Below are 24,426 nucleotides of genomic sequence, written 5' to 3'. Positions count from 1 at the left end.
AGGAAATTTCGCTTTCATGCTAGCTATTTGGAACGCGCGGGGCTGGCGAAACTGCCAGGGCTCACCTATCTTTCCGCCAGCGTCGACGAAAGCCGAATAGACCTCGGGGCCGCGACGCCGTACAAGTGCCTGATGGCGGACTCAGCTTCGCCACACAAAAGCTGCGGGCGACGCGCTAGTCTCGCCCTCATTGGAATGACCCAGGCCATCGGCCGCCGGAAGGAGACGAAAATGCACATCGCTATTCGCACCACTCTCCAAACCGGGCTCATTGGTAAATGGGTAGATCGCTCCAACGGGTGTTACCGACCCAAACGAATGTGACCTCTGTCACCCATTCGTCTCACAGTTCAGGTAACACCCCGGCCGTCCCCAGAGACGTGCCGATGGAGGTCATTCCATGCAGCATGCCCACTTCGAAAAGCCACATAGCGCCAAGCCCATAGCTGTCGATATCGACGGCGAACCAAAGGGTGTCCTGGTCGCGCACGACGCCGGTTTCCGCTTCCTCGCCGTCAAGCTCGACGCGTTCGGAGTGGATGGCCAGGTGTTCGCTAGCATCGAGGCCGCCGAGGCGGCCGTCCGCGACGCGTTGCGTCCGGAAGCGTGATCTCCGGGGATTTACACCCCCGGAGCCTTACGCTGCCACCATCTTCCGCCAAGCTGCAGCATAATTCGCCGCGGCCGCATCACCTTCGATCAACATCGTTTTATGCCCGTCCGGCAGCGGCCGATCCATGCGGGCCAGCAGCGCCGCACCGATCGAGGTGCCGGTCGCACTGCGTTTCACCGGCTCCACCGGCCGTCCGGTCGCCGCGGCCAGCATCCGTAGATAGAGCGCGTTGCCGGCGAACGGGCCCTCGACCACCGTATGGTTCTCGGCGCCGGTCAGCCTGAGGCATTCGGCGGTCATCATCGCCAGGTAGAATGAGGTCACCACGTAGACCTCGTCATCCCCAAGCGTTTCGCGGGGCCGGCTCCACTGCGCCTGCCGGCCGGGGAACGGACCCGAGCCCAGCACCACCGACGGGGTCAGGATGATCGCTTCGTTCAGCACCCGCTCGACGGTCTCCGCTGATGGTTCGCGCGGCGTGCTCAACATCTCGAATTCGCGCCCGCCCATGAAGCGAGCCGACGGCACCGGACGACCCAGCGCATCGATATTGGCGAGGCAATCGCGCGCGAGGTCGAGATTGTCGATATCGCCGCCGGGTGAAGCGACGATCACCCAGGTGCCGGTCGACACCAGCCCGAATGGCGGATCGCGTTCGAGAATATGCGGCAGCAGCGAAGCGTTGGAATCGTGGATGCCCGAATAGACCGGCAGCGGGCGCTTGAGCCCCAGCAAAGCCGTCACTTCGGGCAGCGTCACGCCGAGCACGTCGGAGGCCGGCCGGACCTCGGCAAACTTGTCGAGCCACCCCTGTTTCATCACCAGCGACGAATAGAGGTTGGTGGTGAAGTCCCAGAGGTCGGTGTGGCAGCCGAGCGAGGTGATCTCCTCGGCGGCGACGCCGGTCAGCCGGAACGACCAATATTGCGGATAGGTGAGGATCCAGCGGGTGCGCGCGAACTCGGCCGGAAAGGCGCGCGCCTGCCAGAACAGCTGCGCGCCGACATTGAGCCCGCCGGGCAGCCGCGGGGTAAAACTCTCGGAGAAATCCGGACGGGCCCGGTCGTACTCGTCCCAGAACTGGTCGGGACCGGCGAACTCGTAGTCGAGCACCGGCAGCGACAGCTCGCCCTCGGAGCCGAGCAGCACTGCCGAGGCACCATGGGTGGTGACGCTGATGGCGTCGAGCGGGAACTCGGAATTCAGCTCGCGCAGCGCAGCCAAGGCAAAGTCCCACAGCCCCTCGATGTCGAAATGCGGGTACTTGCCGTCGCGCAGCACGGTGTTCGGGCGCTTACGCACCGCGATCTCGGTGCGGCTGTCGAGGTCGACCACCGCCACCTTGGCGTTGGATTTGCCGATATCGATGACCCCGACTGTGCGGACAGTCATTTTCGGGCCATGCGGTAGACGATGGGCAGGGCGATGACGATGACCAGCAGCAGGCCGATGAAGATCGACATGACGATACCCGGTACGTTCAGCAGCCCCAGCCCGAAGGTGACGAGGCCCATGATGAAGGCGGCGATCACCACGCCGATGATCGAGCCGGCGCCGCCGAGAATGGAGACGCCGCCCAAGACAACCATGGTAATGGCCTCGAGTTCCCAGCCCTGGGCGATCGCCGGGCGGGTCGAGCCGAGCCGGCTGGTCAGCAGCACCGCGGCGATGCCGGACATCAGGCCGGTGAGGCAGAACAGCACGAATTTCACGCGGGCGACCCGCACGCCGGAGAAGCGGGCCGCCGTCTCATTATTGCCGATGGCAAAGATGCGGCGGCCGAAATTGGTGCGATGCAGCACGAACCAGTAGATCACCGCGGCGACGAGGAAGAGCGCCAGCTCGAACGAGATCACCCAGAACACATAGCCCTGGCCGAAGAAGCCGAAATCCTTGGGGTAACCCTTGAACACGCCGTCGCCCAGGATGATGAAGCTCAGCCCGCGGAAGAGGCTCATCGTGCCGATGGTGACGACGATCGAGGGCAGCTTCAGCCCGGTCACCAGCACGCCGTTGAAAGCGCCGCAGACGAGCCCCGTGCCGATGCCGATGGCGACCAGCGTCGGCGTATCGGCGCCGTACTGCACGGCGAGCCCCATCAAGGTCGAGGCGAGCGCAATGATCGAGGCGACCGAGAGGTCGATCTCGCCGGCGATGATCAGCAGCGCCATGGCGAGGGCGATCAGCGCCTTCTCGGTGAAGTTGAAGGTGAGGTCCGACAGACTCCAGGCGTTAAGGAAATAGGGCGAGGCGAAGGAGTTGACGATGAAGATCACCACCGCGACGAGCAGCAGCAGGGTCTCCCAGCTGAGCAGCGCCGAGCGCATCGGGTTGTCGAGCCGATTGGGGATCCGGCGGTGTGTGGCGGGCGCCTCGGGCGCGTCGGTCAGCGAACTCATAGAACTTCCGCCTTCTTCAGGATGATGCGGCCGCGGCGGCGTTCGCCGCGCGAGTTGAAGATCACCGCGAGCAGGATCGCCGTGCCGGAAATCGCCATCTGCCAGAATGGCGAAATGCCGATCACCGGCAGCGCATTGTTGACGACGCCGAGGAACAGCGCCCCGAGCACCGCACCGGCGACGGTGCCGATGCCGCCGGCGATCGAGATGCCACCGATGACGCACGCGGCGATGATGTTGAGCTCGAACCCGCCAGCGACATCGACATAGGCCACGGCGTAACGGGCGATCCACAGATAGCCGGCGAGCCCCGACACCATGCCGGCGACGCAGAAGGCGATGAAGCGGGTGCGGCCGACATTGATGCCCGCATAGGTCGCGGCCGTCGGGTTGATGCCGGTGGCATAGAACGAGCGGCCGAGCGGAGTGCGGGTCATCAGGATGAAGAACACCGCCACGACGGCGATGGCGAACCAGCTCAAAAGCGTGATGCCGAAGAGCTCAGTGCGCGGCACGGCCTTGAACGCCTCGGTCATCTGGTGGGCGTTGACCCAGGCGCCACCGGCGATGACGTAGATCATGCCGCGATAGATGGTGAGGGTGCCCAGCGTCACGACGATGGGCGGAATATCGAGCTTCCACACCAGCGCGCCGTTGATGGCGCCGAGCGCGGTGCCGAGCGCCGCCGCGGCGAGCAGCAGCAGCGGCACCGGGATGCCGGGGAAGGCGACGTTCAACAGCGCCACGCACATGCCGCAAAGCGCCAGGTTCGCCGCCATCGACAGGTCGATCGAGCGGGTGAGGATCACCACCATCTGGCCGAGCGCCAGCATGATCAGGATCGAGGTGTCGTTGAAGATGTTGGCGAGGCTCTTGGGCTGGATGAAGCCGGGCGAGCGGAACGAGACGCCGATGACGAGGGCGAGGATCGCCGCCACCAGCCAGATCTCGCGATATTTCAGAAGGGTCTTCACCGCTGCTGCTCCTCGGCGATGCCGGCGGCCGTGCGCACCAGGGTCTCGGCGCTCAGCTCTTGATTGTCATGGATGGCGACGATGCGGCCTTCGCGCATCACCACCACGCGGTCGCTCATCCCGAGGATTTCGGGCAGTTCGGACGAGACCATGATCACCGACAGGCCCTCGGCCACCAGTTCGCCCATGAACTCGTGCACCGCAGCCTTGGAGCCGATGTCGATGCCCTTGGTCGGCTCGTCGAGGATGATCACCTTGGGGCTGGTGGCCAGCCATTTCGCGATCACCACCTTCTGCTGGTTGCCGCCCGAAAGCGTGCCGACATCCTGGCTCAGCGACGAAGCGCGCAAGTCCAGCCGCTCGGTATAGGTACGGGCCAGGGCGAACTCTTCCCGCAAGCGCAGCACGCCGGATTTGCTGGTGCGCTTGAGCGAAGGCAGCGAGACGTTCTTGAAGATCGGCAGGCCGATCACCACGCCCTGCTTGCCGCGCTCCTCGGGCACGTAGACGATGCCGGCGTTCACTGCATCGGCCGGCGAGGCAGGTGCGATGGTGGCGCCGCCGAGCGCGATCGAACCACCGGACGGTTTGGTGATGCCGAACAGCGCCTGCATCACCTCGGAGCGGCCGGCGCCGACAAGGCCGTAGAAGCCGAGGATCTCGCCGGCTTTCAGGGTGAAGCTGATATCGTCGAACTCGGTGGGGTGGCTCAGCCCCTTCACCTCGAGCAGCGGCGCGCCGATCTTGGCTTCGCGCTTGGGGAAGATGTGGTCGACCGAGCGCCCCACCATCATCTTGATGATGGCATTCTGGTCGGTCTCTTTGAGCAGGCCCGAGCCCACCAGTTCGCCATCGCGGAACACGGTGTAGCGGTCGGCAATGCGGTAGATCTCGTCGAACTTGTGGCTGATGAACAGCACCGCCTTGCCGTCTTCCTTCAGGAGTTCGATCAGGACGAACAGGTCCTCGATCTCCTTGTAGGACAGCGCGGCAGTCGGCTCGTCCATGATCACCACGTCGGCATCGATCGACATGGCGCGCGCCACCCCGACCAGGTGCTTGTTGGCGATACTCAGATCCTTGAGCCGGTGGTTGGGGTCGATGTGCGAGGCGCCCATGTCATTGAGCACCTGGCGGGCCTCGCGGCGCATCTTGCCCCAGTCGATGGTCTTGAAGCGGGTGCGCGGGGCATGCCCCAGAAAGACGTTCTCGGCCACCGACAGTTCGTCGAACAGCACCGTCTCCTGGTGGATGGCGGTGATGCCGGCGCCGAAGGCAGCGTGGGCGGAGCTCAAGTGCACCGGGGTGCCCTTGATGGCAATCTCGCCCTCGTCGGGCTGGTAGATGCCGGTCAAGATCTTGACCAGCGTCGACTTGCCGGCGCCGTTCTCACCGATCAGCGCGGTGACCTGGCCCGGATAGAGCGACAGCGACACGTCATGCAGGGCGCGGACACCGGGAAAGCGCTTGCTGATCCCCTTGAGGGTCAGCAGCGGCTGGGTCTCGGCCAGAACGGGGCCGGGCTCGGCTGGGGTCGCGACTTCGAGCATGGCTCAGGGTGATCCGGGGTACAGGTAAACAAAAGGGCCCGGCGGCGCGTGGCGCTGCCGAGCCCGCTCTCATCAGGCGATCTTAGAAGATCGACGAGTACTGGTCGATGTTCGACGCATCGTAGGTGAACGGGTCGCTCATGGCGGCCGAACGGCTGTCGTCGAGCACGATCTTGCCGACGCGGCCGATGGCGATTTCCGCACCCGGCTCAGCCTTGGCCTCGCCCTTCAGCAGGTGGTAGGCGATCATGGTGGCCGAGTAGCCAAGGTCGATCGGGTTCCAGATGGCGAAGGACTTGGAGGCGCCGGACTTGACGTGCGCCGCCATTTCCGACGGCAGGCCGAGGCCGGTGACGTTGATCTTGCCGATCAGCCCGGCGTCGGTGACGGCCTGGGCCGCGGCGACGATACCGACCGAGGTCGGGGCCGAGATGGCGGCCAGATCCGGGAACGAGGCGATCAGGCCCTGGGCTTCGCGGTAGGACTTGTCGAACAGGTCGTCGCCATAAACGGTCGAGACCACTTCAACGCCGGGGAACTCGGCATAGTGCTCCTTGGCGGCAGCCAGCCAGGCATTCTGGTTGGTCGCGGTAGCGGTGCCCGACAGGAAGGCGATCTTGCCCTTGCCATCCGGCAGGTTGTCGGCGGCGAGCTTGACGATGGTCTTGCCGATCAGGTCGATCGAAGACGGGTCGAGCTGCACGTCGCGGCCTTCGGCGGCGACGCCCGAGTCGAACGAAACCACGGTGATGCCGCGTTCCTTGGCCTTCTGCAGGGCCGGGACCAGCGCGTCAGGGTCGTTGGCCGAGATCACGATGGCATTGACCTGCTGGGCCACAAGGGTGTTGATCACCTCGATCTGGCCTTCAGCGGTCGGCTCGGTCGGGCCGGTGAAGATGATCTCCACGTCGCCGAGTTCCTTGGCCGCCTCTTCGGCGCCCTTGCCGGCCGCCACGAAGAAGCCGTTGCCGATATCCTTGGCGACGACGGCGATGCGGGTCTGGGCGAAGCTGGCGCCGGTTGCGGCGAGCAGAGCCATGGCGGCAACGGCCGAGCCGATGCCGAGAGTCTTGAGCAGTTTCATTGGGTATCCTCCCTTGACGATGCTAACATGCTAACATGTCAGTAGAAGCGCTGTCGAGATTCCCTTCAGCACTTCGTAGTGCCACCCGGCCGTCAGGCGACCGAGGCGGATTGGCTTGCGGACTGGTTGGCGGACTCCTGGCCGCCGTCCACAACAGTCAGGCTGACTCCGGCCTTCTCGAGCATGGCGCGGTCTTCCTCGCGGATGCCGCTGTCGGTGATGACCATCGAGATGCGATCGAGACCGCAGAGGATCAGGCTGGAGCGCCCTTCGAACTTCGAGGAATCGGCGAGGACGATCAGCTCCTCGGCCTGGTTGATCAGCGCCAGTTCGGACTGCACCACCATCGGATCGGCCTCCATCAGGCCGTGGGCCCCGAGCCCCTGGCAGCCAATGAACATGCGCTTGGCATAAAAGTGCGAGGCGACGACACCGCCGAACGGCGACAGGATGACGTTCTGCTCGCGGTAGACGGTGCCGCCAGGAATGACGACGCTGTTGCGCGAATTGTGGATCAGGTGTTCGGCAATGGCGAAGCTGTTGGTGAACACCGAGAGCCGACGGCCGGTCAGGTAGTGCACCATCTGATAGGTGGTCGTGCCGCCATTGATGATGATCGGCTCGCCGTCCTTGCAGAGGTCGGCGGCGGCGCGGGCAATGGCGCGCTTCTGGGCAATGTTGATGGTTTCGTTGACGGAGAACGGCCGCCCCATCAGCCCACCCTGCTCGGGCGGGTTGATCGCTTCGGCGCCGCCGCGGACGCGGCGCAGCCGGCCCTGCACATGCAGCGCCGCAATATCGCGGCGAATGGTGGCTTCCGACGTACCGGTGATGTCGACCAGATCGGCCACTGTCGCCAGCGGACGCGCCTGGACGGCGGCCAGAATGACCCTGTGTCGCTCGGTTTCGTGCAAAGTCGTCTCCCTTACTGCCTCAATTTCACCAAAACCCGTCACTGTCAATCATTCCACCGCAACGAGTGCGACTTTCGCCCCATCAGTGATCGTTCTTGAGTGTTTCTGATTGACAGGCTCAGGTCTTCGGAGGCATGTCCGGTACCAATTCAGACCAATGCCTTCGGGAGGACTATCATGTCGGGGAACGCGCCAGCGCGCCTGCAGAACCTTTGGGACGATGCCAAAGCGGCAGGGATGACCGAGCCGGAGCGGCTGGTCTATCGCTCCAACATTCTCGGCTCGGACAAGCGCGTCACCAACTATGGCGGCGGCAACACCTCCTCGAAGATCTTTCAGAAGGATCCGCTCAGCGGACAGGATGTCGAGGTGCTGTGGGTGAAGGGCTCGGGCGGCGACTCCGCTTCGATCAAGCTCGATGGCTTCGCCACGCTCTACATGGATAAACTGCGCGCGTTGAAGGGCCTCTATCGCGGCCTCGCGCACGAAGACGAGATGGTCGGCTACCTGCCGCACGCGACGTTCAATCTCAACCCGCGCGCCGCCTCGATCGACACGCCGCTGCACGCCTATGTGCCGCACGCCTTTGTCGACCACATGCATCCCGACGCGATCATCGCCATTGCGGCGAGCAAGGATTCGAAGGCACTGACCCAGGAGATCTTCGGTGACGAGATCGGCTGGTTGCCGTGGAAGCGGCCGGGCTTCGAGCTTGGGCTGTGGCTCGAAAAGTTCTGCCTCGACAACCCCTCAGCCAAGGGCGTGATCCTCGAGAGCCACGGGCTCTTCACCTGGGGCGATACCCCCCGGGAGTGCTACGAGCAGACCATCGACACCATCAACAAGGCGATCGCCTGGTTTGAGACCAAAACCGCCGGCAAGCCGGCCTTTGGCGGCCAGGCCGTGGCGCCGCTGCCGGCCGACGAGCGCCGGGCCATCGCGGCGCGGCTGATGCCGAAAATTCGTGGGCTAATCTCCAACGAGTTCAAGATGCTCGGCCATTTCGACGACAGCGCCGCGGTGCTGGAGTTCGTTGGCTCCAAGGACCTGAAGCCGCTGGCGGCACTGGGCACCTCCTGCCCCGACCATTTTCTGCGCACCAAGATCCGGCCGCTGGTGATCGATTTCGATCCGACCAAGCCCGATATCGATGCCGTTGTTGCCGGCCTCGAACAGGCGACGGCGGATTACCGTGCCGATTACGCGGGCTACTACAACCGCTGTAAGCACCCGGACAGCCCCGCCATCCGCGACGCCAATGCGGTGGTCTACCTGATGCCCGGCGTCGGCATGTTCACCTTCGCCAAGGACAAGGCAACGGCCCGCATCTCGGGTGAGTTCTACGTCAACGCCATCAACGTGATGCGAGGATCGTCGGCGGTCTCCACCTACCAGGGGCTCCCGGAGCAGGAAGCCTTCGACATCGAGTACTGGCTGCTCGAGGAAGCCAAGCTCCTGCGCATGCCGAAGCCGAAATCGCTGGCCGGCCACATCGCGCTGGTCACCGGCGGCGCCGGCGGCATCGGCAAGGCGACCGCAGTGCGACTGCTGCGCGAAGGTGCCTGTGTCGTGCTCGCCGACATCGACGAGGCGGCGCTCGCCTCCGCCAACGAGGAACTCGGCAAGGCGTTCGGCAAGGACGTGGTCCGGCCGGTCAACCTTAACGTCACCAGCGAGGCGGCGGTGATTTCGGGCTTCGCTCATACCGCGGTGGAGTTCGGCGGCATCGACATCCTCGTTTCCAATGCCGGGCTTGCCAGTTCCGCGCCGATCGAGGAGACGACGCTGGAGCTCTGGAACAAGAACATGGACATCCTGTCGACGGGTTATTTCCTCGTCAGCCGGGAAGCCTTCCGGATGTTCCGCGCCCAGAAGATCGGCGGCAACGTGGTGTTCGTGGCATCGAAGAACGGCCTCGCCGCTTCACCCAACGCCGCAGCCTATTGCACCGCCAAGGCAGCCGAAATCCACCTTGCCCGCTGCCTCGCGCTGGAAGGCGCGGCCGAGCAGATCCGCGTCAATGTGGTGAACCCGGATGCGGTGCTGCGCGGCTCGAAGATCTGGGCCGGCGAGTGGCTGGAACAGCGCGCCTCGACCTACAAGACCGACAAGGAGGGGCTCGAGGAAATGTATCGCCAGCGCTCACTGCTGAAGCTGAGCGTCTTCCCCGAGGACATCGCCGAGGCGATCTATTTCCTCGCCTCCGACATGTCGGCCAAATCCACCGGCAACATCATCAACGTCGACGCAGGCAACGCGCAGTCGTTCACACGGTAACAAGAGCCCCCTCATCCGCCCTTCGGGCACCTTCTCCCACACTAGCGGTTGGCATGCGCCAGAGCGCAACGCAAAGCGGGAGAAGGCCCGACTGAAGGGCCTGCGGGGTGGCCTTCTCCCTTGATGGGAGAAGGTGGGCGAAGCCCGGATGAGGGTGGGGCAGAATGCACAAAGGGGAGGAAGCATGACCGACCAACTCATCGACCAGTCCGTGGTCGACCAGACCAACGAGGCCAACCGCAAGGCGCTGGATGCCGACTATGCGCATCTGGGCGAGCAGCTCAGCCGGCGCGGCATCGATATCGATGCGGTGCTGAAGAAAGTCTCGGCCTATACCGTTGCCGTCCCCTCCTGGGGCGTCGGCACCGGCGGCACGCGCTTTGCGAAATTCCCGGGCACCGGCGAGCCGCGCGATATCTTCGACAAGCTCGAGGATTGCTCGGTGATCAACCAGCTGACCCGCGCCACGCCCAACGTCTCGCTGCATATTCCGTGGGACAAGGCCGATCCGAACCGGCTGAAGCAGGCGGCATCGCGCTTCGGGCTGGGGTTCGATGCGATGAACTCCAACACCTTCTCGGACGCGCCGGGCCAGGCCCATTCCTACCGTTTCGGCTCGCTCGCCAATTACGCCAAGGAGACGCGCCAGCAGGCGATCGAGCACAATCTCGAATGCATCGAGATCGGCAAGACCATCGGCTCCAAGGCGCTGACGGTGTGGATCGGCGACGGGTCGAACTTCCCCGGCCAGGTCAACTTCACCAAAGTGTTCGAGTTCTACCTCGACGCGATGAAGGCGATCTATGCGGATCTGCCGGCGGACTGGAAGCTCTTCACCGAGCACAAGATGTACGAGCCGGCATTCTATTCGACGGTGGTGCAGGACTGGGGCACCAACTACCTGATCGCCACTGAACTGGGCGACAAGGCGCAGTGCCTCGTCGACCTCGGGCACCATGCGCCCAACGTCAATATCGAGATGATCGTCGCCCGGCTGATCCAGTTCAAGAAACTGGGCGGCTTCCATTTCAACGACAGCAAGTATGGCGACGACGACCTCGATACCGGCTCGATCGACCCGTACCGGCTGTTCCTGGTGTTCAACGAACTGGTCGATGCCGAGCTCCGCAAGGCCGATGGGTTCGAGCCGGCCCACATGCTGGACCAGAGCCACAACGTCACCGACCCGATCGAGTCGCTGATCCGCTCGGCCAACGAAGTGCGGCGCGCCTATGCGCTGGCGCTGCTGGTCGATCGCAAGGCGCTCGAGGGCTACCAGCAGTCGGACGACGCGCTGATGGCGTCGGAAACGCTGAAGCTGGCGTTCCGCACCGATGTGGAGCCGATCCTCGCCAAGGCACGGCTCGACGCCAACGGCGCCATCGATCCGATCGCCGCCTATCGCAAGGCCGGCTACCGCCAGCGCGTTGCCGCCGTGCGTCCCGCTGTGGCAGCGGGTGGCGGCGGGATCGTGTGATCACTCGGGGGTCCGGTGGCTGTGGCCCCCCACCCCTCCCCTCCCCCTAAACAAGGGGAGGGAGACGCTCTCACCAAGGCCAGTGTTTTGGTCTCCCTCCCCATTCTTAGGGGGAGGGGACAGGGGTGGGGGTCAGCCCGTACCGGCCCGTTGGTCGACTAAGCAGCCATCTCCCGCAGTCCCAGCGCCTCGATCGCGGCGAGCTGCTCCGGCTCCAGTGGCCCCGCGCGCTCGGCATGCAGCGCATCCGACAGCTCGTCGCGGTTCTTCACCCCCAGCACCAGCGTCTCGACCCCGGCCATATCAAGCGCATAGCGGTAGGCGATGATCGCCGGGTCCTCGCTCCATTTGGCGCAGAGGGCGCGGTACGGCGCGGCGAGCTCGAAGTCGGCGGTGTCGCGGTCATGCAGCGATTTCCGGTCGAAGTGGGAGGTCAGTGCCCCGGCCTGCACCGCGCGGATCGCCATCACCCCGACGCCGCTCAGATGCGCCGCCTCGATGATCTCGCGGGCCCGGGAGGGCGTCGAGAAGCCGATCAGCCCGCCGGGACTGTCGAGCAGGTTGGCCACCGCCTGCACCGCGTGCGGCCGTGGCCCCAGCGTCACCGCATCGACGATGGTGGCCGGCACGCTCACCCCGGTAATGCCCCAGCCGCCGATCAGCCCATCGCGCTGCAGCTGCTGGAACGCCGGCACCACCGCGTCGCGATAGCTCGACCAGGTGGTGGCGATTTCGCTGCGCCGCTCGTTTTCTGAGGGGTAGACGAAATCGTCGGGGCAGATCTGGTTGTGGAGGAAGAACAGATCGACCTGTTCGAGCCGCATCGCCTTGAGACTCTGTTCCAGCGAGCCGCGGAGGCGGCGATAGACCTGCTCGTCGGGCAGCATGCCGATGCCGCATTTGGTGGTGACTTTCACGCCGCTGGGCAGACGCCCCGCGAAGGCTTCGCCGATCAGCGCCTCGCACACCTTGTAGCCGGGGGCCGCGTCTATCACGTCGATGCCCTCGTCGACCGCCATCCGCAGCGTCGCGATGCCTTCATCGCGGCTGGTTTCGCCCCACACCTGGCCGATGCCGCCACCGCCCAGCGTCAGGCAGCTGACCTCGCCGATGCTGCCGAACTGTCGCCTTTCCATCTGCGGCCTCCTCTCAGGCAAGTTCGCGCGCCAGCAGCGCGTCGATTTCGGCCATGGCGGCCATGGGGAGCGGCCCCTTGTCGAGCGCCCCCAGATTGTCGCGGACCTGCGCCTCGGTCTTGAAGCCGGGGATCGGGATGGTCTGCGGCGAGCGGGCCAGCACCCAGCCGAGCGCCCCTTGCGCCACACTCCGCCCGCCACTGGTCAGCACGTCACGAATCGCGTCGAGCTTTTTGAGCGACTCCGCCGAGGGACGCCCATCCTTGAAGTCGCGCACCCAGCTATGGCCGGCGCCACGCACGTCGTCGGTCGAGACCTGCGACCGGGCGGTGAACTTGCCGGTGAGGAACCCCATGGCGAGCGGTGAACGGATCAGGTTGGGCAGGCGATAGCGGTCGCAGAGCGCCACCATTTCCGGACCATCGCGGAACACGTCGAGCCCCTGCTGCACGGCCTTGAAGTGCGGGTAGTGCAGCACGCGCGCCACCGCCGCGGCGTCGTCGGTGCTCCAGCCCCAGGCGGCGATGTCGCCCGCCTCGGCCCGGCGCTCGAGTGCGGGCCCCAGCCGGTCCATCGCGTCGGCCGAGGCGTCGCCGACATGCAGCTGGTAGAGGTCGATGCGATCGCGCCTCAGCCGCTTGAGCGAAGCGGCCAGCGCCTCTTCCATATAGGCGGGCGTGACGTTGGTGCCGGTGAGTTCGCGCTTTTGTCGATCGTAGGTAAAGCCGAACTTGGTGGCGATCACCACGTCGGCGCGGTTGCCGAAGGCCTCGCCCAGCACCTCCTCGCTATGGCCGGTGCCATAGGCATCGGCAGTGTCGAAGAGGCGGGCGCCCAGCTCATGGGCGAGGGCCAGTGCCCTGAGCGACTGGCCGTCGTCGATTGCGCCCCAGCCATCCTGCCGGCCATCCATCTTGAACGGCCCGCCGATGGCCCAGCAGCCGATACCGACGCGGGGAACCTGTTGCCCGTCCCACAGGCGAACCGTCACGCTCATTTCTCACCTGTGAGGGCGCTGTGGGTGATGCACTCGCGCTCGATGCCGAGATCGGCCAACAGGTGATCGTCGAGCTGCTTCAGCCGCTGGATGTCGCGGCGGAGGCGCGACCATTCGGTGAGGCGTCGGGTCAAGGTTCTGAACATCTTCGGTCTCCTTTCAACAACGCAAAGCGGCATCGGCCCCGCCCCGGTGACGGGCGGACATAGTCTTGCGATGGCGCTGTGCTTGATGGAGCGGCGCGGCGGCCAAGTCGTTGGCCTGAAAGCGTGCTCCGAACGCCCCATACTTGCGCCTTCGCGGCTTGAAGCGATACAAGCAAGTCCGCAACGCGCTTTGCAGGAATGAAAGATGAGCGTCGGCGACACCATCTCCTGGGACGACCTGCGGCTGTTCCTCGACGTGGCGCGGCTCGGCGGCCTCAGCGCCGCAACCTCCACCACCGGCCTCAGCGCTGCGACGCTCGGCCGGCGGGTTACAGCGCTCGAACAGCAAATCGGCGAGCCGTTGTTCATCCGCCGGCAGACCGGTTATCAGCTCACCCCGGCCGGTGAGGAACTGCTGGCCCGCGCCGAGGATGTCGAAGCGGCGATGCGGGCGCTGACCCGCTGGCGCGACGGCTCGGTGGGCGAGCAGATCGTTCGCATCTCGGCCGGCACCTGGACCTCGGCCTTTCTCGCCCGGCACATCGGCGAGCTCTGGCACGTCGACGACAATATCCGGATCGAGTTCGCCACGGCCTATGCCAAGCTCGATATCGGCCGGCGAGCCGCCGATATCGGGGTGCGCTCGGAGCGGCCGCTCGACCCTAACCTCGCGGGACGGCAGATCGGCCGGGTGGCGCATGCGCTCTATTCGGGCCTCAACCTGATCAACGGTATCGAGGCCGGACTGTTCGTTGGTGTCACGGGCGACGCCGCCAACGTCGCCTCGGCCCGCTGGTTGATGGCGCATCACGGCGATCGCATCGGCGTGCGCGGCAACGATGTGCAGAGCGTGCGCGAACTGGTGGCGGCGGGCGCCGGGCTCGGGGTGTTTCCCTGCTTTGTCGGCGACAGCGACGCCCGGCTGGTGCGGGTGGCGATGCCGATCACCGAACTCGAAACCGAGCAGTGGCTGGTGACGCACCACGAGGACCGCCACCGCCCGGAGGTTCGGCTGGTGGCCGACCGCATTGCCGCCTTGATGCGCGAGCATGGGCCGCTGTTTCGCGGCGAGCGGAGACGGCCGCCCTCTTAACCCCATCGCAAGTGGAGGTCGAGAATACTGCGGCCGGGAATGCAATCGTCTGGAGTGCCGTTGATGCGGGCCTGCGCCTATGTGGTCGGCCCCCCGGATGGACCGGGGGCAGCGCTGACGGATCTGGCGCGCGGGTTGGGCTTCCCAATCGTCCAGAGCTATGCCGGCATCGCTACCGCCGAAACCCAGGCGCAGCAGACCCCGCTGCTGTTCTTCCTGTTCGCCGCTGTCGACGAGGTGAGCGGGCTCAAGGCCGTCGCCGATGCCATCCGCTTCTCGCCCAGCCGCCGCATCCGCTTCTCGCCGATGGTCTACTTCTCCGAAAGCCCCCTGGTCGAAGCGATCAAGACCTGCGTCGAGATGGGGTTCGACGACGTGCTGACGCTGCCGTTCACCCAACAGAGCGTGGCGAGCCGGCTGGAGCGGCTGGTCGACCACACCCAGGTCTACTTCGAGACCGCCACCTATCTCGGCCCCGACCGCGGCGCGCAGCAGACGCATGGCCGCTCCGGCCTGCAATATCGCCGCCTGGAAATCATCCGCTCACCGGCCCGCGGGGTGAGCGTGATGCGCGATGAGATGCAGGTGGCGGTTTAGGGCCACGACCACCGGCGTCATTCCCGCGAAGGCGGGAACCTAGTGGGATGCCGCAGCGCTGGTGGAGGCTGAGAAATCGCACTGGGTCCCCGCCTTCGCGGGGATGACGCCGGTGAGTGAGGCGAGCTAGCTGCCGATCCGGCCCCACCAATGCTCCCCATAACAAACCTCGCCTTGCCCCTTTGAACCGATTTTACTAGGGTCCCGCGGTTTCCTACCCGCGAGTTCCCCCAAGATGAGATTCGGTATCGAGTTGCCGCCGCAGCAGCGGGTGTATGGCGGCTTCTTCATCTATTCGTTCTGCATGGGGAGCCTGCCGCCGCGCCTGCCCGATATCCAGCACGCCATGGGGATCGAGGAGGGGGCGCTCGGCCTCGGGCTGATCGGCGCGGCATTGGGCACGCTGATCTCGCTGAGCTTTGCCGGAGCGCTGCTCGACCGCTTCGGCTATCGCCGCGCCATCCTGACGCTTATCCCGTTGTTGGCGCTGGGATACGCCCTCGCCTCGTTCGCCACGGGACCCCTCGCCTTCTTCCTCCTCCTCGTGCCGGTCGGTCTGGTCATCGGCGGCATCGAGATCATCCTCAACCTCGAGGCGGATCGGACCGAGCACATGATCGGGCGCCGCATCATGAACCGCTCGCACGCTTTCTGGAGCTTTGGCTTCTTTTCGGCCGGCATCGTCAGCGCCGGGATCGCGCAGACCGGGCTCAGCGTGCAGTTGCACCTCCTCCTGATGATCCCTGTGGTGGTCGTCGGCGTGGCGCTGCTGCTTGGCCGCTTCACCCCGGCGCCGCACCGTACCGGCGCCTCGACCGAGGAGGCGCCACGTTTTGCCGCGCCCACCCTTGCCATCATGGTGCTGGTGGCGGTGACGCTCTCGGCCATGATCATGGAAGGCGCCGGCATCGACTGGTCGGCGATCTACATGCGGGACGAGTTCCAGGTGTCGCCGTTCCTTGCCGGGTTCGCGGTGGCGCTCGGCGCCTTCACCCAGGCGGTGACGCGGTTCTTCGCCGACCCGTTCGTCGAGCGCTACAGCCCGACGCTGGTGTCGCGCGTGCTGCTCAGCGTGCTCGGGGTCGGCGCGGTGATCGTGTTCTTCTCGCCGGTCGACTGGCTGTCGCTGGTCGGCTTCGGCCTGATGGGAGTGGGCACCTCGGTGATCTTCCCGCTCGCCATGTCGGCAGCTGCGCAGCGCACCGATCGGCCGGCGGCGACCAATGTGGCCTCCTTGGCGCAGATTTCGTTCGTTGCCTTCCTCCTCGGGCCGCCGCTTCTGGGTTATGTTGCCGAACATTTCGGCATCCGCTGGTCGTTCGGTATCGGCATCCCGCTGGTTATTCTAAGCCTGGTTTTCGCCGGGGCGCTGGGCGCCAAGCCGATCCGGCATGAGGTTGATTGATGTTTAGTCTGAAGCCGCATCAGCGGGTCTATGGGATTTTCTTCGTCTTCGCGCTGTCGATGGGGGCACTGCTGAGTCGCCTGCCGGACCTGCAGCGTTCACTCAACCTCACCGAGGGCCAGCTCGGCCTGACGCTGATCGCCATGTCGATCGGCGCCTTGTGCGGCCTCACCTTCTCGAGCCCGCTGATCGAGAAATACGGGGCGCGCACCACCGCCTTCGTTACGGTGTTCGGCGCCTCGACCATGTATGCGATCGTGCCATGGATCCCCTCGGCCATCCTGCTGCTGCCGGTGTTCTTCATCGCCGGGCTGTTTGCCGGGGCGCTCGAGATCAACGTCAACCTCGAGACCGACCGGCACGAAGCCCAGCTCGGCACCCGCATCATGAGCCGGGCGCACGGCATGTGGAGCCTAGGCTTCTTCGTCACCGCGTTCATTTCGGCCGGCGTTCGCCAGGCCGGCGTCTCGGTGCATATGCACACCTTCGTCGCTCTCGTCGTAGTGGTGATCGCCGGCTTCTTCGTCTTTTCCAAGATCGAGAACGCCCCGGCGCGGGCCGACAGCCACGACGGCAAGATGCCGCTTGTCGCGTTCCCCACCATCGGCCTGTTGCCACTCTGCCTGATCGGCGCGGCGCCGCTGCTCGTCGAAGGCGCCGGCATCGACTGGTCGGCGATCTACATGCGTGACGTGTTCGACGTGGCGCCGTTCATCGGCGGGCTGTCGATCACCATCTTCTCGCTGTTCATGGCGCTGGCCCGGCTGTTCATGGATCCGGTAGTCGAGCGCTACAGCCCGCGTGTCGTCGCCGGCGCCCTGCTCGGCATCGCCGCGGTCGGCCTGATCATCGTCGGCTTTGCGCCGCACCCGTTCGTCGCGCTGTTCGGCTTCATGCTGATGGGGCTGGGCTGTTCGTCGGTTTACCCGCTAGCCGTCTCGGCGGCGGCGCAGCGCACCGACCGGCCGGCTTCGGTCAATGTCGCCTCGCTCGGTCAGATGACGTTCGTCGTGTTCTTCCTCGGGCCGCCGCTGCTCGGCTTCGTCGCCGAGAGCTTTGGCATCCGCATGTCGTATTTCGTCTGCGTGCCGCTGATCATTGCGGCGCTGCTGGTGATCCGGGCGCTGTCGGCCAGGCCGACGCCGCTCATCACCGAACCGGAGCCCGCCACGCCCCATGGCTGAACTGCCACCGATCGTCGACCTCCGGCAATCGCCGACGGCGCTTCGGGTGCAACGCGGGGTGATGCGGTTCCTGCGCAACGCCCATGATTTCTGCTGCTACGCCGAGGTGCCGCTCAGCAATGGGCGGCGCGCCGACGTGCTGGCGGTGGGGCCCAAGGGCGAGATCTGGATCGTCGAGATCAAGTCGTCGCTGGTCGACTTCCAGGTCGACCGCAAGTGGCCGAACTACAAGGAATTCTGCGACCGCTTCTTTTTTGCCAAGCCGCCCGAGCTCGACCCCGACATCTTCCCGCAAAGTGAGGGCCTGATGGTCGGCGACGGGCACGATGCGGCGATCCTCCGGATGGCGGAAGAGACGCCGCTGCCGCCGGCGCGGCGCAAGGCCATGCTGCTGAAGCTCACCCGGCTCGGCGCCGATCGCATCCACGTGCTGATGGACCCCAATGACCTCTAGGCACCTGGCCGGGGACCAGGGGGTCACGGTCACCGTGCTGCGCTCGTTCGGCGCCTTCTGCGCCATCGAGGCCGAATGGCGCGAACTGTTCGCCGCGGCCGCGCATCCGACGCCGTTCCTCCGCCATCGCTGGCTGCGACTCTCGTGGTCACTGCGCTGGCGACACTTCCCCAATCGATTGCGGGTGATCCTCGTCCGTCAGCGCGGCGTGCTGATGATGGCCGGCGCGTTCGTGCTCGGCCAGCGGCGACTGAAGCCGCAGTTCGAGTTCCTCGCCTCCGGCACACCGCAATATCACGACCTGCTCTGGCGGCCGTCGGACAGTACCGAATTGCAGGCGGAACTGTTGCTCGATGCACTGCTCCAGGCGACCGTCCTCCAGGCAAAGATCGCCACCCGCTATCTGCGCGATCTCTCCCCGCTGCGGGCGGCCATACGGTCCGCCGGGCTGGAACAGCGCGTCTTGCTCGAGTGGCCGAGCCCCTACGTCGCGCTGGCCGAATATGCGGATTTCCCGAGCTATCTCGGCTCGCTCTCATCCAGTCTCCGCTCGGATCACCAGCGGCGCCTCCGCCGCTTCGCCGATACCGGCGTCGTCTACACAAAGGAGACCGGCGCAGCGGCCAGTGAGGTGGTGCAATGGTGCTTCGACAGCAAACGCAGCTGGCTCGATCGGACGCGCCAGGAGGCCGACTGGCTGAGCAGTGGCTATGTCGACCGCTTCTTCGCGTCGTTCACCGACGGCGAGGACGACGTGCCCGAAACATGGGTGGCATCGCTCCGCAGCGAGGGCCGGATCCTGGCCGCAGCGCTGGTGTTCATCGAGCGCGATGCCGCCTTCTTCTCGAAGATTGCCCATGACCCGGAGTTTGCCAGCCATTCGCCCGGCCGCACGCTGACGCTGCTGCTCATCGAATCGGCGTTCCAGCGCCGGCTGGCCGAGTTCGACCTGGGGGTCGGCGCGCTCGAGTGGAAGCAGCGCCTCAGGCCGACAATGCGTACCTCCACCATTGAGAGTATCCGCCTCAAGTGACCCTGCCGCCGCCGATCGTCATCGTGTTCTTCCTCCATGCGCTGGCGCAGGGCGGCATGTTCAGTCGTATCCCCGACATGCAGCTGGCGCTGGGGTTGAACGAGGCGCAGCTCGGGTTGGCGCTGCTCGGCCAGCCGGCGGGCGCCATCGTCTCGTTCCTGTTCGCCAGCCAGGTGGTCGAGCGGCTCGGCACCCGGGTGATCATCCTCACGACGATTCCCCTCCTCGGGCTGGTGCTGGTCGGCATCGCCCTGGCGCCGAGCCTCGTCGTCATGTGGCTCGGCTTCGCCGTGTTTGGCGCGGTGTTCGCGTTCAGCAACGTCTCGATCAATGTCGAGGCCGACCGGGTGGAAGCCGCCTCGGGTCGGCGGCTGATGAACACCTGCCACGGCATCTGGAGCATCGGGTTGCTCACCGCCTCGCTGATCGGCACGGCGATGCGCGGCGCCAATGTCGCGCCGGCGCTGCACTTTGCCCTCGTCCTCGGACCAGTGCTCGTCGGGATAGCGCTGTTCGCCTGGCCGATGCAGGCGGCGCCGGCGCGTCCGCACAGCGCCACGGTCAAGGGCTTCCGCATCGCGCTGCCGACGCCGATGACGCTGCTGCTGCTCGGTTATGCCATCGGCGCCTCGCTGCTCGAAGGGGGCCTCCGCAACTGGTCGGTGATCTTCATGCGCGACAGTTTCGTCGCCCCCGACTGGATCGATACGCTGACGCTGCCGGCCTTCATGACGGCGCAGTCGATCGGTCGGCTGCTCGCCGACCGCGCCGTGCACCGCTGGGGCCCGGTGGCGCTGGCGCGCGGGCTGACGGTGGTGGCCCTGGTCGGGCTGCTGCTGGTGGTGTTGTCGCCGAACCTGATCGTGGCGCTTTGCGGCTTCACGCTGATCGGCTTCGGGGTCTGCGTGTCGTTCCCACTCTCCGCCTCGGCGGCGGCCCGGCTCGGCGATCGTCCGGCCTCGGAGAATGTCGCGGCGCTGACCATGAGCCAGCAACTGCTGCTGCTCGGTGCGCCAGCGCTGCTGGGCTGGATCGCCAATGTGGCGTCGATCCGCATCACCTTCGCGGTGCTGCTGCCGCCCCTGCTGCTGGCGTTCTATCTGGCGCGGTATCTGGAGCCGCGGAAGGGGTGAGGCTGCCCCCCGCCTGAGAACCTGCTCCGCCGTCATTCCCGCGAAGGCGGGAACCTAGTGGGATGCTGCCACTCGGGTGGAGGTGGACAGATCGCACTGGGTTCCCGCCTTCGCGGGAATGACGGCAGTGGTTGTTGCGCGAGAGCTTACTCGCCGCTCGGTTCGCCGTGCAGCACCGGGGCGCTGCCGGCCTGGGTCTTCATCGGCAGCGGCGGGGTCACCGGCCCGGTACTGGACAGCGTCGCCTTCAGCGCCTCCATCACCGCGATGCGCTGTGCGTCGCTGGGGGCGCTCTGCAGCTGGTGGCTCAGATCGATGATGAAGCTGGCATAGGCGTTGTGCCAGTCGGCGGTGATCTGCGTGAGGTCGACGCGGCGCTCGGCCGGGCGGGCGACGCCGGCGATACCTTCGGCCCGCAGCTCGAAGGCATCGTCGAGCAGCGGCATCAGCACCTGGTCGCCGGCGAGGCCATCGTCGTGCATCAACGCGGCGCGCAGGGCCTTGCGCTCCTCATCCTCGCCATGGGTCAGGAAGATCGCACCATGCGCCGGCAGACGCTTGGTGACCCAGGCGACGAGCTCGGAGTGGTCGGCATGCGCCGAGTAGTTGCCGAGGCTGCGCACCTGCGCCCGCACCGGCACCAGCTCGGAATGGATGCGCACTTCCCTGGCGCCAGACTGGATGATCTGGCCGAGCGTACCGGGCGCCTGGTAGCCGACGAACAGCACGGTGGCGTTGGCGCGCGGCAGGTTGTTCCTGAGATGGTGCTTGATGCGGCCGGCATCGGCCATGCCGGAGGCCGACATGATGATGGCGCCGCCGCGGATCGAGTTGATCGCCTTGCTCTCATCGACGCTTTCGACGATGCGGAAGCGGGAATCGTTGAACAGCTCGTCGGCGCTCAGCTCGACGTCATCGAACATCGCGGCATACTTGCGGTAGACGCCGGTCACCTTGCTGGCCAGCGGGCTGTCGAGGAAGACGAGGCTGGGGCTGATTTCGCCGTTCTTGATCAGGTAGCCGATATCATGCAGCAGCTCCTGGCTGCGCTCGACGGCGAAGGTCGGGATCACCAGGTTGCCGCCACGGGCGAGCGCAGTGTTGATCTCGGTCTTCAGCGCTTCCTGGCGCTGCTTGAGCGTGTAGTCCTCGCGTTCGCGGCCGCCATAGGTCGATTCACTGAGGATGTAGTCGTAGCCGGCCGGCGCGTCGGGCGCCTCCCAGAACACCTTCACGTCCGGGCCGAGATCGCCGGAGAACAGGATGCGGATGGGCTTGCCGTTGCTGTCCTCGACCTCGACTTCGATCGAGGCCGAGCCGAGAATGTGGCCGGCATTCCAGTAGCGGGCCCGCACGCCGGGGCCGGGGGTAATCCATTCCTCGTACTTGAGACCCTTGGTGAGCTTCAGCGCCTGGTTGGCGTCTTCCATGACGTAGAGCGGCTGGAACGGCTCCTCGGCGCGGCGGCTGCGCTTCTTGGTCTCGCGGTCGGCCTCGCTCTCCTGGATGCCGGCGGCATCGGGGAGCAGGTATTCGAGCAGCCCGTTGGTCGGCTCGGTGGCCCAGATCGGCTTGCGATACCCCAGATGGGTCAGCCGCGGCAGCAGACCCGCATGGTCGATATGAGCATGCGTCAACAGCAGGAAATCGATCGCCTTGGGATCGAACGGGAACGGCTTGTAGTTGAGATCGCGGACGGTCTTGTTGCCCTGGAACATGCCGCAATCGACGAGGAACTGCCCTTTGGGGTGCACCACGCGATAGCACGAGCCGGTCACGGTGCCCGACGCCCCGTGGAAGTGTAGCGTGACGGTCATCGTGGCCTCCCGGGCGGACTATCTGATCTCAGTGTGACAGGCTTATTTCGGGGCGCGCTTGGCGAGAATGCGCTGCAGCGTGCGTCGATGCATGTTGAGCCGGCGCGCCGTCTCCGAGACATTGCGGTCGCAAAGCTCATAGACCCGCTGGATATGCTCCCAGCGTACCCGATCGGCCGACATCGGGTTCTCCGGCGGCTCGGGCGGCTTGTTGCCGGTGGCGAGCAGCGCGTTGATCACATCCTCGGCGTCGGCGGGTTTACTCAGGTAATCCACCGCACCGAGCTTCACCGCGGTCACCGCGGTGGCGATATTGCCGTAGCCGGTGAGGACCACCGCACGGGCATCGCCGCGCTTCTGGTGCAAAGCCGCGACCACGTCGAGGCCGTTGCCATCCTCGAGCCGCAGGTCGACCACGGCATAGGCCGGGGGTGCTTCGGAGACGGCGGCGAGGCCGCCGGCCACGGTGTCGGCAATGCGGACATCGAAGCCACGTTTCTGCATGGCCCGCTCGAGGCGGGTCAGGAAGGTCTTGTCGTCATCGACCAGAAGCAGGGTACGGTCGGCCGCAAGGAGTTCATCGACTGTGCTCATCGCCGCCTCATGTAGGGTCTTTTGAGCAAAAGGTCAAAATATGGGCAGGGTGGAGCCACGCTGGCCCACCCACAGACGTCATTCCCGCGTAGGCCGGCACCTAGTGGGATGCTGCAGCGCCAGTGGAGGTTGAGAGATCGCACTGGGTTCCCGCCTGCGCGGGAATGACGCCAGTGTGGGCTGCCGACCAAGTGGTCCCTCATACCTCAGCGATGGCCGCGCGTGGCCAGATCAAGCGGACCCGGGCATGGCCATCTGCCGCCTCGTTCTCGAAGCTGAGCTTGGCGCCGGTGCGCTCGAGCAGGGTCTTGGAGATGAAGATGCCGAGGCCCAGCCCGCCCGGCTCGCCATCGTCGGCGTTGCGCGGCCGTGTGGTGAGATAGGGCTCGCCCAGCCGGGTGATGAGGTCGGACGGGAAACCCGGACCATCGTCGGTGATGGTCACGGTCAGCGCCTGCTTGTCCCAGCTGGCCTCGACCAGCACGGCGCGCTCGGCAAACTGCGCAGCGTTGTCGATGAGATTGCCGAGCCCATAGAGCAGCCCGGCATTGCGGCGGATCACCGGCTCGCTGCCATTGCCCGCGCCGGTCCGCACCGAGATCACCTTGCCGCCGCCTTCGAGCGGCTTGACCACTTCGGCGAGCAGCGCCGAAACCGGCACGGCGGCGAACGGGTCGCCCGGCGTATCGCGCAGACTCCTGAGCTTGCCCAGGATTTCGCGGCAGCGCGCCGCCTGCGACATGATCAGCTCGATATCCTCGCGCACCGGCCCTTCCGGCACCTCGTCGCGGATCTCGCGCGCCGCCAGCGCGATGGTGGAAAGCGGGGTGCCGAGCTCATGCGCCGCTGCTGCCGCGAGACCATCGAGGGCGCTCAGTTGCTCGTGCCGCGACAGCGCCAGTTCGGTGGCTGCCAGCGCATCGGCGAGCTGACGCGCCTCGTGCGCCACCCGGTTGGTATAGGCCGCGATGAAGATGGTGCCACAGAGGATCGAGACCCAGATGCCGATGACATAGACCCGGTCGAAGACGATGCGTGAATCCGGGTCCCACGGCAGGTCCATGTGATAGACCGAGAGCAGCGTGGCGAGTGCGATGGCGAGCGCTGCGAGGATCACCGTCGAGCGCTGCGGCAGGGTCGTCGCCGACACCGAGACCGGCGCCAGCAGCAGCAGCGAGAACGGGTTCTGCAGCCCGCCGGTCAGCGCCAGCAGCGACGCCAGCTGGCACAGGTCGAAACTCAGATGCACCGTCGCGACGGTAGCGGTCGTCCGATAACCCTCGCCGAGCCGGAAGATCACCCACAGGTTGAGCAGCACCGACAGCCCGATCAGCATCAGGCATTCGGTCAAGGGCAGCGGAAAGTTGAGCCCGAACTGCACGAACAGCACACCGACCGTCTGCCCGACGATCGCCAGCCAGCGCAGTCCGACCAGCGTCGCCAGCCTGAGGGGCCGCCAATTGCCCGGCAGGATTGCCGATGTGTCCGCCAATGCCATGGAATCATCCTTTCCAGGCACGTGATTTCGGCCCGCATGGGAAGTCTAGCA

22 protein-coding genes are annotated in these 24,426 nt (G+C 65.8%); 10 read left to right on the top strand and 12 right to left on the bottom strand.

Annotated features, from left to right (window positions below; all coding sequences use genetic code 11):
* The first annotated feature begins 400 nt into the window (after positions 1-400).
* Positions 401-610, top strand: a complete 210-nt coding sequence (locus tag AC1ROK_RS03465; protein ID WP_055873599.1) for a hypothetical protein — start codon at positions 401-403, stop codon at positions 608-610.
* Positions 611-637: 27 nt separating this feature from the next.
* Here the strand turns inward: AC1ROK_RS03465 and AC1ROK_RS03460 are convergent, their stop codons facing one another.
* From AC1ROK_RS03460 to AC1ROK_RS03435, 6 genes are all read right to left on the bottom strand, one after another.
* Positions 638-2,005: an FGGY-family carbohydrate kinase gene (locus tag AC1ROK_RS03460; RefSeq protein ID WP_492843855.1), complete on the bottom strand. Its 1,368-nt coding sequence runs from the start codon at positions 2,003-2,005 to the stop codon at positions 638-640.
* On the bottom strand, positions 2,002-3,012 hold the full coding sequence (locus tag AC1ROK_RS03455) for an ABC transporter permease (RefSeq protein ID WP_492843853.1): 1,011 nt from the start codon (positions 3,010-3,012) through the stop codon (positions 2,002-2,004). The genes AC1ROK_RS03460 and AC1ROK_RS03455 overlap by 4 nt, the downstream gene beginning before the upstream one ends.
* Entirely contained in the window at positions 3,009-3,986 is a 978-nt protein-coding gene (locus AC1ROK_RS03450; RefSeq protein ID WP_492843851.1) for an ABC transporter permease, read from the bottom strand. Before AC1ROK_RS03450 ends, AC1ROK_RS03455 begins: the two co-directional genes overlap by 4 nt.
* The gene (locus tag AC1ROK_RS03445) at positions 3,983-5,536 is read right to left on the bottom strand and encodes a sugar ABC transporter ATP-binding protein (protein WP_492843849.1); all 1,554 of its coding nucleotides are present in this window, start codon (positions 5,534-5,536) and stop codon (positions 3,983-3,985) included. The genes AC1ROK_RS03450 and AC1ROK_RS03445 overlap by 4 nt, the downstream gene beginning before the upstream one ends.
* An 82-nt stretch (positions 5,537-5,618) precedes the next feature.
* Entirely contained in the window at positions 5,619-6,620 is a 1,002-nt protein-coding gene (gene rhaS, locus AC1ROK_RS03440) for a rhamnose ABC transporter substrate-binding protein (RefSeq protein WP_492843847.1), read from the bottom strand.
* 92 nt (positions 6,621-6,712) lie between these two features.
* Positions 6,713-7,534: a DeoR/GlpR family DNA-binding transcription regulator gene (locus tag AC1ROK_RS03435; protein ID WP_492843845.1), complete on the bottom strand. Its 822-nt coding sequence runs from the start codon at positions 7,532-7,534 to the stop codon at positions 6,713-6,715.
* Positions 7,535-7,711: 177 nt separating this feature from the next.
* On the opposite strand from AC1ROK_RS03435, the gene AC1ROK_RS03430 reads away from it, so the two are divergent.
* Entirely contained in the window at positions 7,712-9,811 is a 2,100-nt protein-coding gene (locus tag AC1ROK_RS03430) for a bifunctional rhamnulose-1-phosphate aldolase/short-chain dehydrogenase (RefSeq protein ID WP_492843843.1), read from the top strand.
* Positions 9,812-9,995: 184 nt separating this feature from the next.
* Positions 9,996-11,288 carry an L-rhamnose catabolism isomerase gene (rhaI, locus tag AC1ROK_RS03425; RefSeq protein ID WP_492843841.1) on the top strand — a complete coding sequence of 431 codons (1,293 nt, stop codon included), beginning with the start codon at positions 9,996-9,998 and terminating at the stop codon, positions 11,286-11,288.
* Between the two features lie 158 nt (positions 11,289-11,446).
* Here the strand turns inward: rhaI and AC1ROK_RS03420 are convergent, their stop codons facing one another.
* From AC1ROK_RS03420 to AC1ROK_RS03410, 3 genes are read right to left on the bottom strand one after another with little or no spacing between them, the layout of a single operon-like run.
* Complete coding sequence (locus AC1ROK_RS03420) at positions 11,447-12,424, bottom strand: aldo/keto reductase (RefSeq protein WP_492843839.1); 978 nt, start codon at positions 12,422-12,424, stop codon at positions 11,447-11,449.
* A gap of 13 nt (positions 12,425-12,437) precedes the next feature.
* Complete coding sequence (locus AC1ROK_RS03415; protein ID WP_492843837.1) at positions 12,438-13,421, bottom strand: aldo/keto reductase; 984 nt, start codon at positions 13,419-13,421, stop codon at positions 12,438-12,440.
* Positions 13,418-13,567: a DUF1127 domain-containing protein gene (locus tag AC1ROK_RS03410; RefSeq protein WP_176730385.1), complete on the bottom strand. Its 150-nt coding sequence runs from the start codon at positions 13,565-13,567 to the stop codon at positions 13,418-13,420. Before AC1ROK_RS03410 ends, AC1ROK_RS03415 begins: the two co-directional genes overlap by 4 nt.
* A 205-nt stretch (positions 13,568-13,772) precedes the next feature.
* On the opposite strand from AC1ROK_RS03410, the gene AC1ROK_RS03405 reads away from it, so the two are divergent.
* The 7 genes from AC1ROK_RS03405 (at position 13,773) to AC1ROK_RS03375 (ending at position 20,466) form a co-directional block, all read left to right on the top strand.
* The gene (locus tag AC1ROK_RS03405) at positions 13,773-14,660 is read left to right on the top strand and encodes a LysR family transcriptional regulator (protein WP_492843834.1); all 888 of its coding nucleotides are present in this window, start codon (positions 13,773-13,775) and stop codon (positions 14,658-14,660) included.
* A 63-nt stretch (positions 14,661-14,723) separates the two neighbouring features.
* Positions 14,724-15,257: a hypothetical protein gene (locus AC1ROK_RS03400; RefSeq protein ID WP_492843832.1), complete on the top strand. Its 534-nt coding sequence runs from the start codon at positions 14,724-14,726 to the stop codon at positions 15,255-15,257.
* 235 nt (positions 15,258-15,492) lie between these two features.
* Positions 15,493-16,662, top strand: a complete 1,170-nt coding sequence (locus AC1ROK_RS03395) for an MFS transporter (protein WP_492843830.1) — start codon at positions 15,493-15,495, stop codon at positions 16,660-16,662.
* A complete protein-coding gene (locus AC1ROK_RS03390) occupies positions 16,662-17,846 on the top strand; it encodes an MFS transporter (RefSeq protein ID WP_492843828.1) in 1,185 nt (394 codons plus the stop codon). The genes AC1ROK_RS03395 and AC1ROK_RS03390 overlap by 1 nt, the downstream gene beginning before the upstream one ends.
* Positions 17,839-18,300, top strand: a complete 462-nt coding sequence (locus AC1ROK_RS03385; RefSeq protein WP_069912371.1) for an MmcB family DNA repair protein — start codon at positions 17,839-17,841, stop codon at positions 18,298-18,300. The genes AC1ROK_RS03390 and AC1ROK_RS03385 overlap by 8 nt, the downstream gene beginning before the upstream one ends.
* Positions 18,290-19,333: a GNAT family N-acetyltransferase gene (locus AC1ROK_RS03380; RefSeq protein WP_492843826.1), complete on the top strand. Its 1,044-nt coding sequence runs from the start codon at positions 18,290-18,292 to the stop codon at positions 19,331-19,333. The genes AC1ROK_RS03385 and AC1ROK_RS03380 overlap by 11 nt, the downstream gene beginning before the upstream one ends.
* Positions 19,330-20,466, top strand: coding sequence for an MFS transporter (locus AC1ROK_RS03375; RefSeq protein WP_492843824.1), 1,137 nt, complete (start codon positions 19,330-19,332; stop codon positions 20,464-20,466). The genes AC1ROK_RS03380 and AC1ROK_RS03375 overlap by 4 nt, the downstream gene beginning before the upstream one ends.
* Before the next feature lie 146 nt (positions 20,467-20,612).
* Here AC1ROK_RS03375 and AC1ROK_RS03370 read toward each other — a convergent pair whose 3' ends face one another.
* The 3 genes from AC1ROK_RS03370 to AC1ROK_RS03360 all read right to left on the bottom strand — a co-directional run bounded on the left by AC1ROK_RS03370 (position 20,613) and on the right by AC1ROK_RS03360 (position 24,375).
* Positions 20,613-22,283 carry an MBL fold metallo-hydrolase RNA specificity domain-containing protein gene (locus AC1ROK_RS03370; protein WP_492843822.1) on the bottom strand — a complete coding sequence of 557 codons (1,671 nt, stop codon included), beginning with the start codon at positions 22,281-22,283 and terminating at the stop codon, positions 20,613-20,615.
* A gap of 42 nt (positions 22,284-22,325) precedes the next feature.
* Positions 22,326-22,877 carry an ActR/PrrA/RegA family redox response regulator transcription factor gene (locus AC1ROK_RS03365; RefSeq protein WP_055873645.1) on the bottom strand — a complete coding sequence of 184 codons (552 nt, stop codon included), beginning with the start codon at positions 22,875-22,877 and terminating at the stop codon, positions 22,326-22,328.
* A gap of 199 nt (positions 22,878-23,076) precedes the next feature.
* Positions 23,077-24,375, bottom strand: a complete 1,299-nt coding sequence (locus AC1ROK_RS03360) for an ActS/PrrB/RegB family redox-sensitive histidine kinase (RefSeq protein WP_492843819.1) — start codon at positions 24,373-24,375, stop codon at positions 23,077-23,079.
* Between the last annotated feature and the right edge of the window lie 51 nt (positions 24,376-24,426).

The organism is Devosia sp. GW821-FHT12F11, assembly GCF_058806655.1.
The sequence above is the reverse complement of the archived record's forward strand: the minus strand, read 5'-3'. Positions and strand labels throughout refer to the sequence as shown.

Bases quoted from the DNA above. Each gene is read 5' to 3' on its own strand.
- AC1ROK_RS03465 (WP_055873599.1), top strand. From the start codon at position 401: ATGCAGCATGCCCACTTCGAAAAGCCACATAGCGCCAAGCCCATAGCT.
- AC1ROK_RS03455 (WP_492843853.1), bottom strand. From the start codon at position 3,012: ATGAGTTCGCTGACCGACGCGCCCGAGGCGCCCGCCACACACCGCCGG.
- AC1ROK_RS03390 (WP_492843828.1), top strand. From the start codon at position 16,662: ATGTTTAGTCTGAAGCCGCATCAGCGGGTCTATGGGATTTTCTTCGTC.
- AC1ROK_RS03400 (WP_492843832.1), top strand. From the start codon at position 14,724: ATGCGGGCCTGCGCCTATGTGGTCGGCCCCCCGGATGGACCGGGGGCA.
- rhaS (WP_492843847.1), bottom strand. From the start codon at position 6,620: ATGAAACTGCTCAAGACTCTCGGCATCGGCTCGGCCGTTGCCGCCATG.
- AC1ROK_RS03360 (WP_492843819.1), bottom strand. From the start codon at position 24,375: ATGGCATTGGCGGACACATCGGCAATCCTGCCGGGCAATTGGCGGCCC.
- AC1ROK_RS03395 (WP_492843830.1), top strand. From the start codon at position 15,493: ATGAGATTCGGTATCGAGTTGCCGCCGCAGCAGCGGGTGTATGGCGGC.
- AC1ROK_RS03410 (WP_176730385.1), bottom strand. From the start codon at position 13,567: ATGTTCAGAACCTTGACCCGACGCCTCACCGAATGGTCGCGCCTCCGC.
- AC1ROK_RS03445 (WP_492843849.1), bottom strand. From the start codon at position 5,536: ATGCTCGAAGTCGCGACCCCAGCCGAGCCCGGCCCCGTTCTGGCCGAG.
- AC1ROK_RS03430 (WP_492843843.1), top strand. From the start codon at position 7,712: ATGTCGGGGAACGCGCCAGCGCGCCTGCAGAACCTTTGGGACGATGCC.
- AC1ROK_RS03380 (WP_492843826.1), top strand. From the start codon at position 18,290: ATGACCTCTAGGCACCTGGCCGGGGACCAGGGGGTCACGGTCACCGTG.
- AC1ROK_RS03370 (WP_492843822.1), bottom strand. From the start codon at position 22,283: ATGACCGTCACGCTACACTTCCACGGGGCGTCGGGCACCGTGACCGGC.
- AC1ROK_RS03415 (WP_492843837.1), bottom strand. From the start codon at position 13,421: ATGAGCGTGACGGTTCGCCTGTGGGACGGGCAACAGGTTCCCCGCGTC.
- AC1ROK_RS03365 (WP_055873645.1), bottom strand. From the start codon at position 22,877: ATGAGCACAGTCGATGAACTCCTTGCGGCCGACCGTACCCTGCTTCTG.
- AC1ROK_RS03420 (WP_492843839.1), bottom strand. From the start codon at position 12,424: ATGGAAAGGCGACAGTTCGGCAGCATCGGCGAGGTCAGCTGCCTGACG.
- AC1ROK_RS03460 (WP_492843855.1), bottom strand. From the start codon at position 2,005: ATGACTGTCCGCACAGTCGGGGTCATCGATATCGGCAAATCCAACGCC.
- rhaI (WP_492843841.1), top strand. From the start codon at position 9,996: ATGACCGACCAACTCATCGACCAGTCCGTGGTCGACCAGACCAACGAG.
- AC1ROK_RS03405 (WP_492843834.1), top strand. From the start codon at position 13,773: ATGAGCGTCGGCGACACCATCTCCTGGGACGACCTGCGGCTGTTCCTC.
- AC1ROK_RS03385 (WP_069912371.1), top strand. From the start codon at position 17,839: ATGGCTGAACTGCCACCGATCGTCGACCTCCGGCAATCGCCGACGGCG.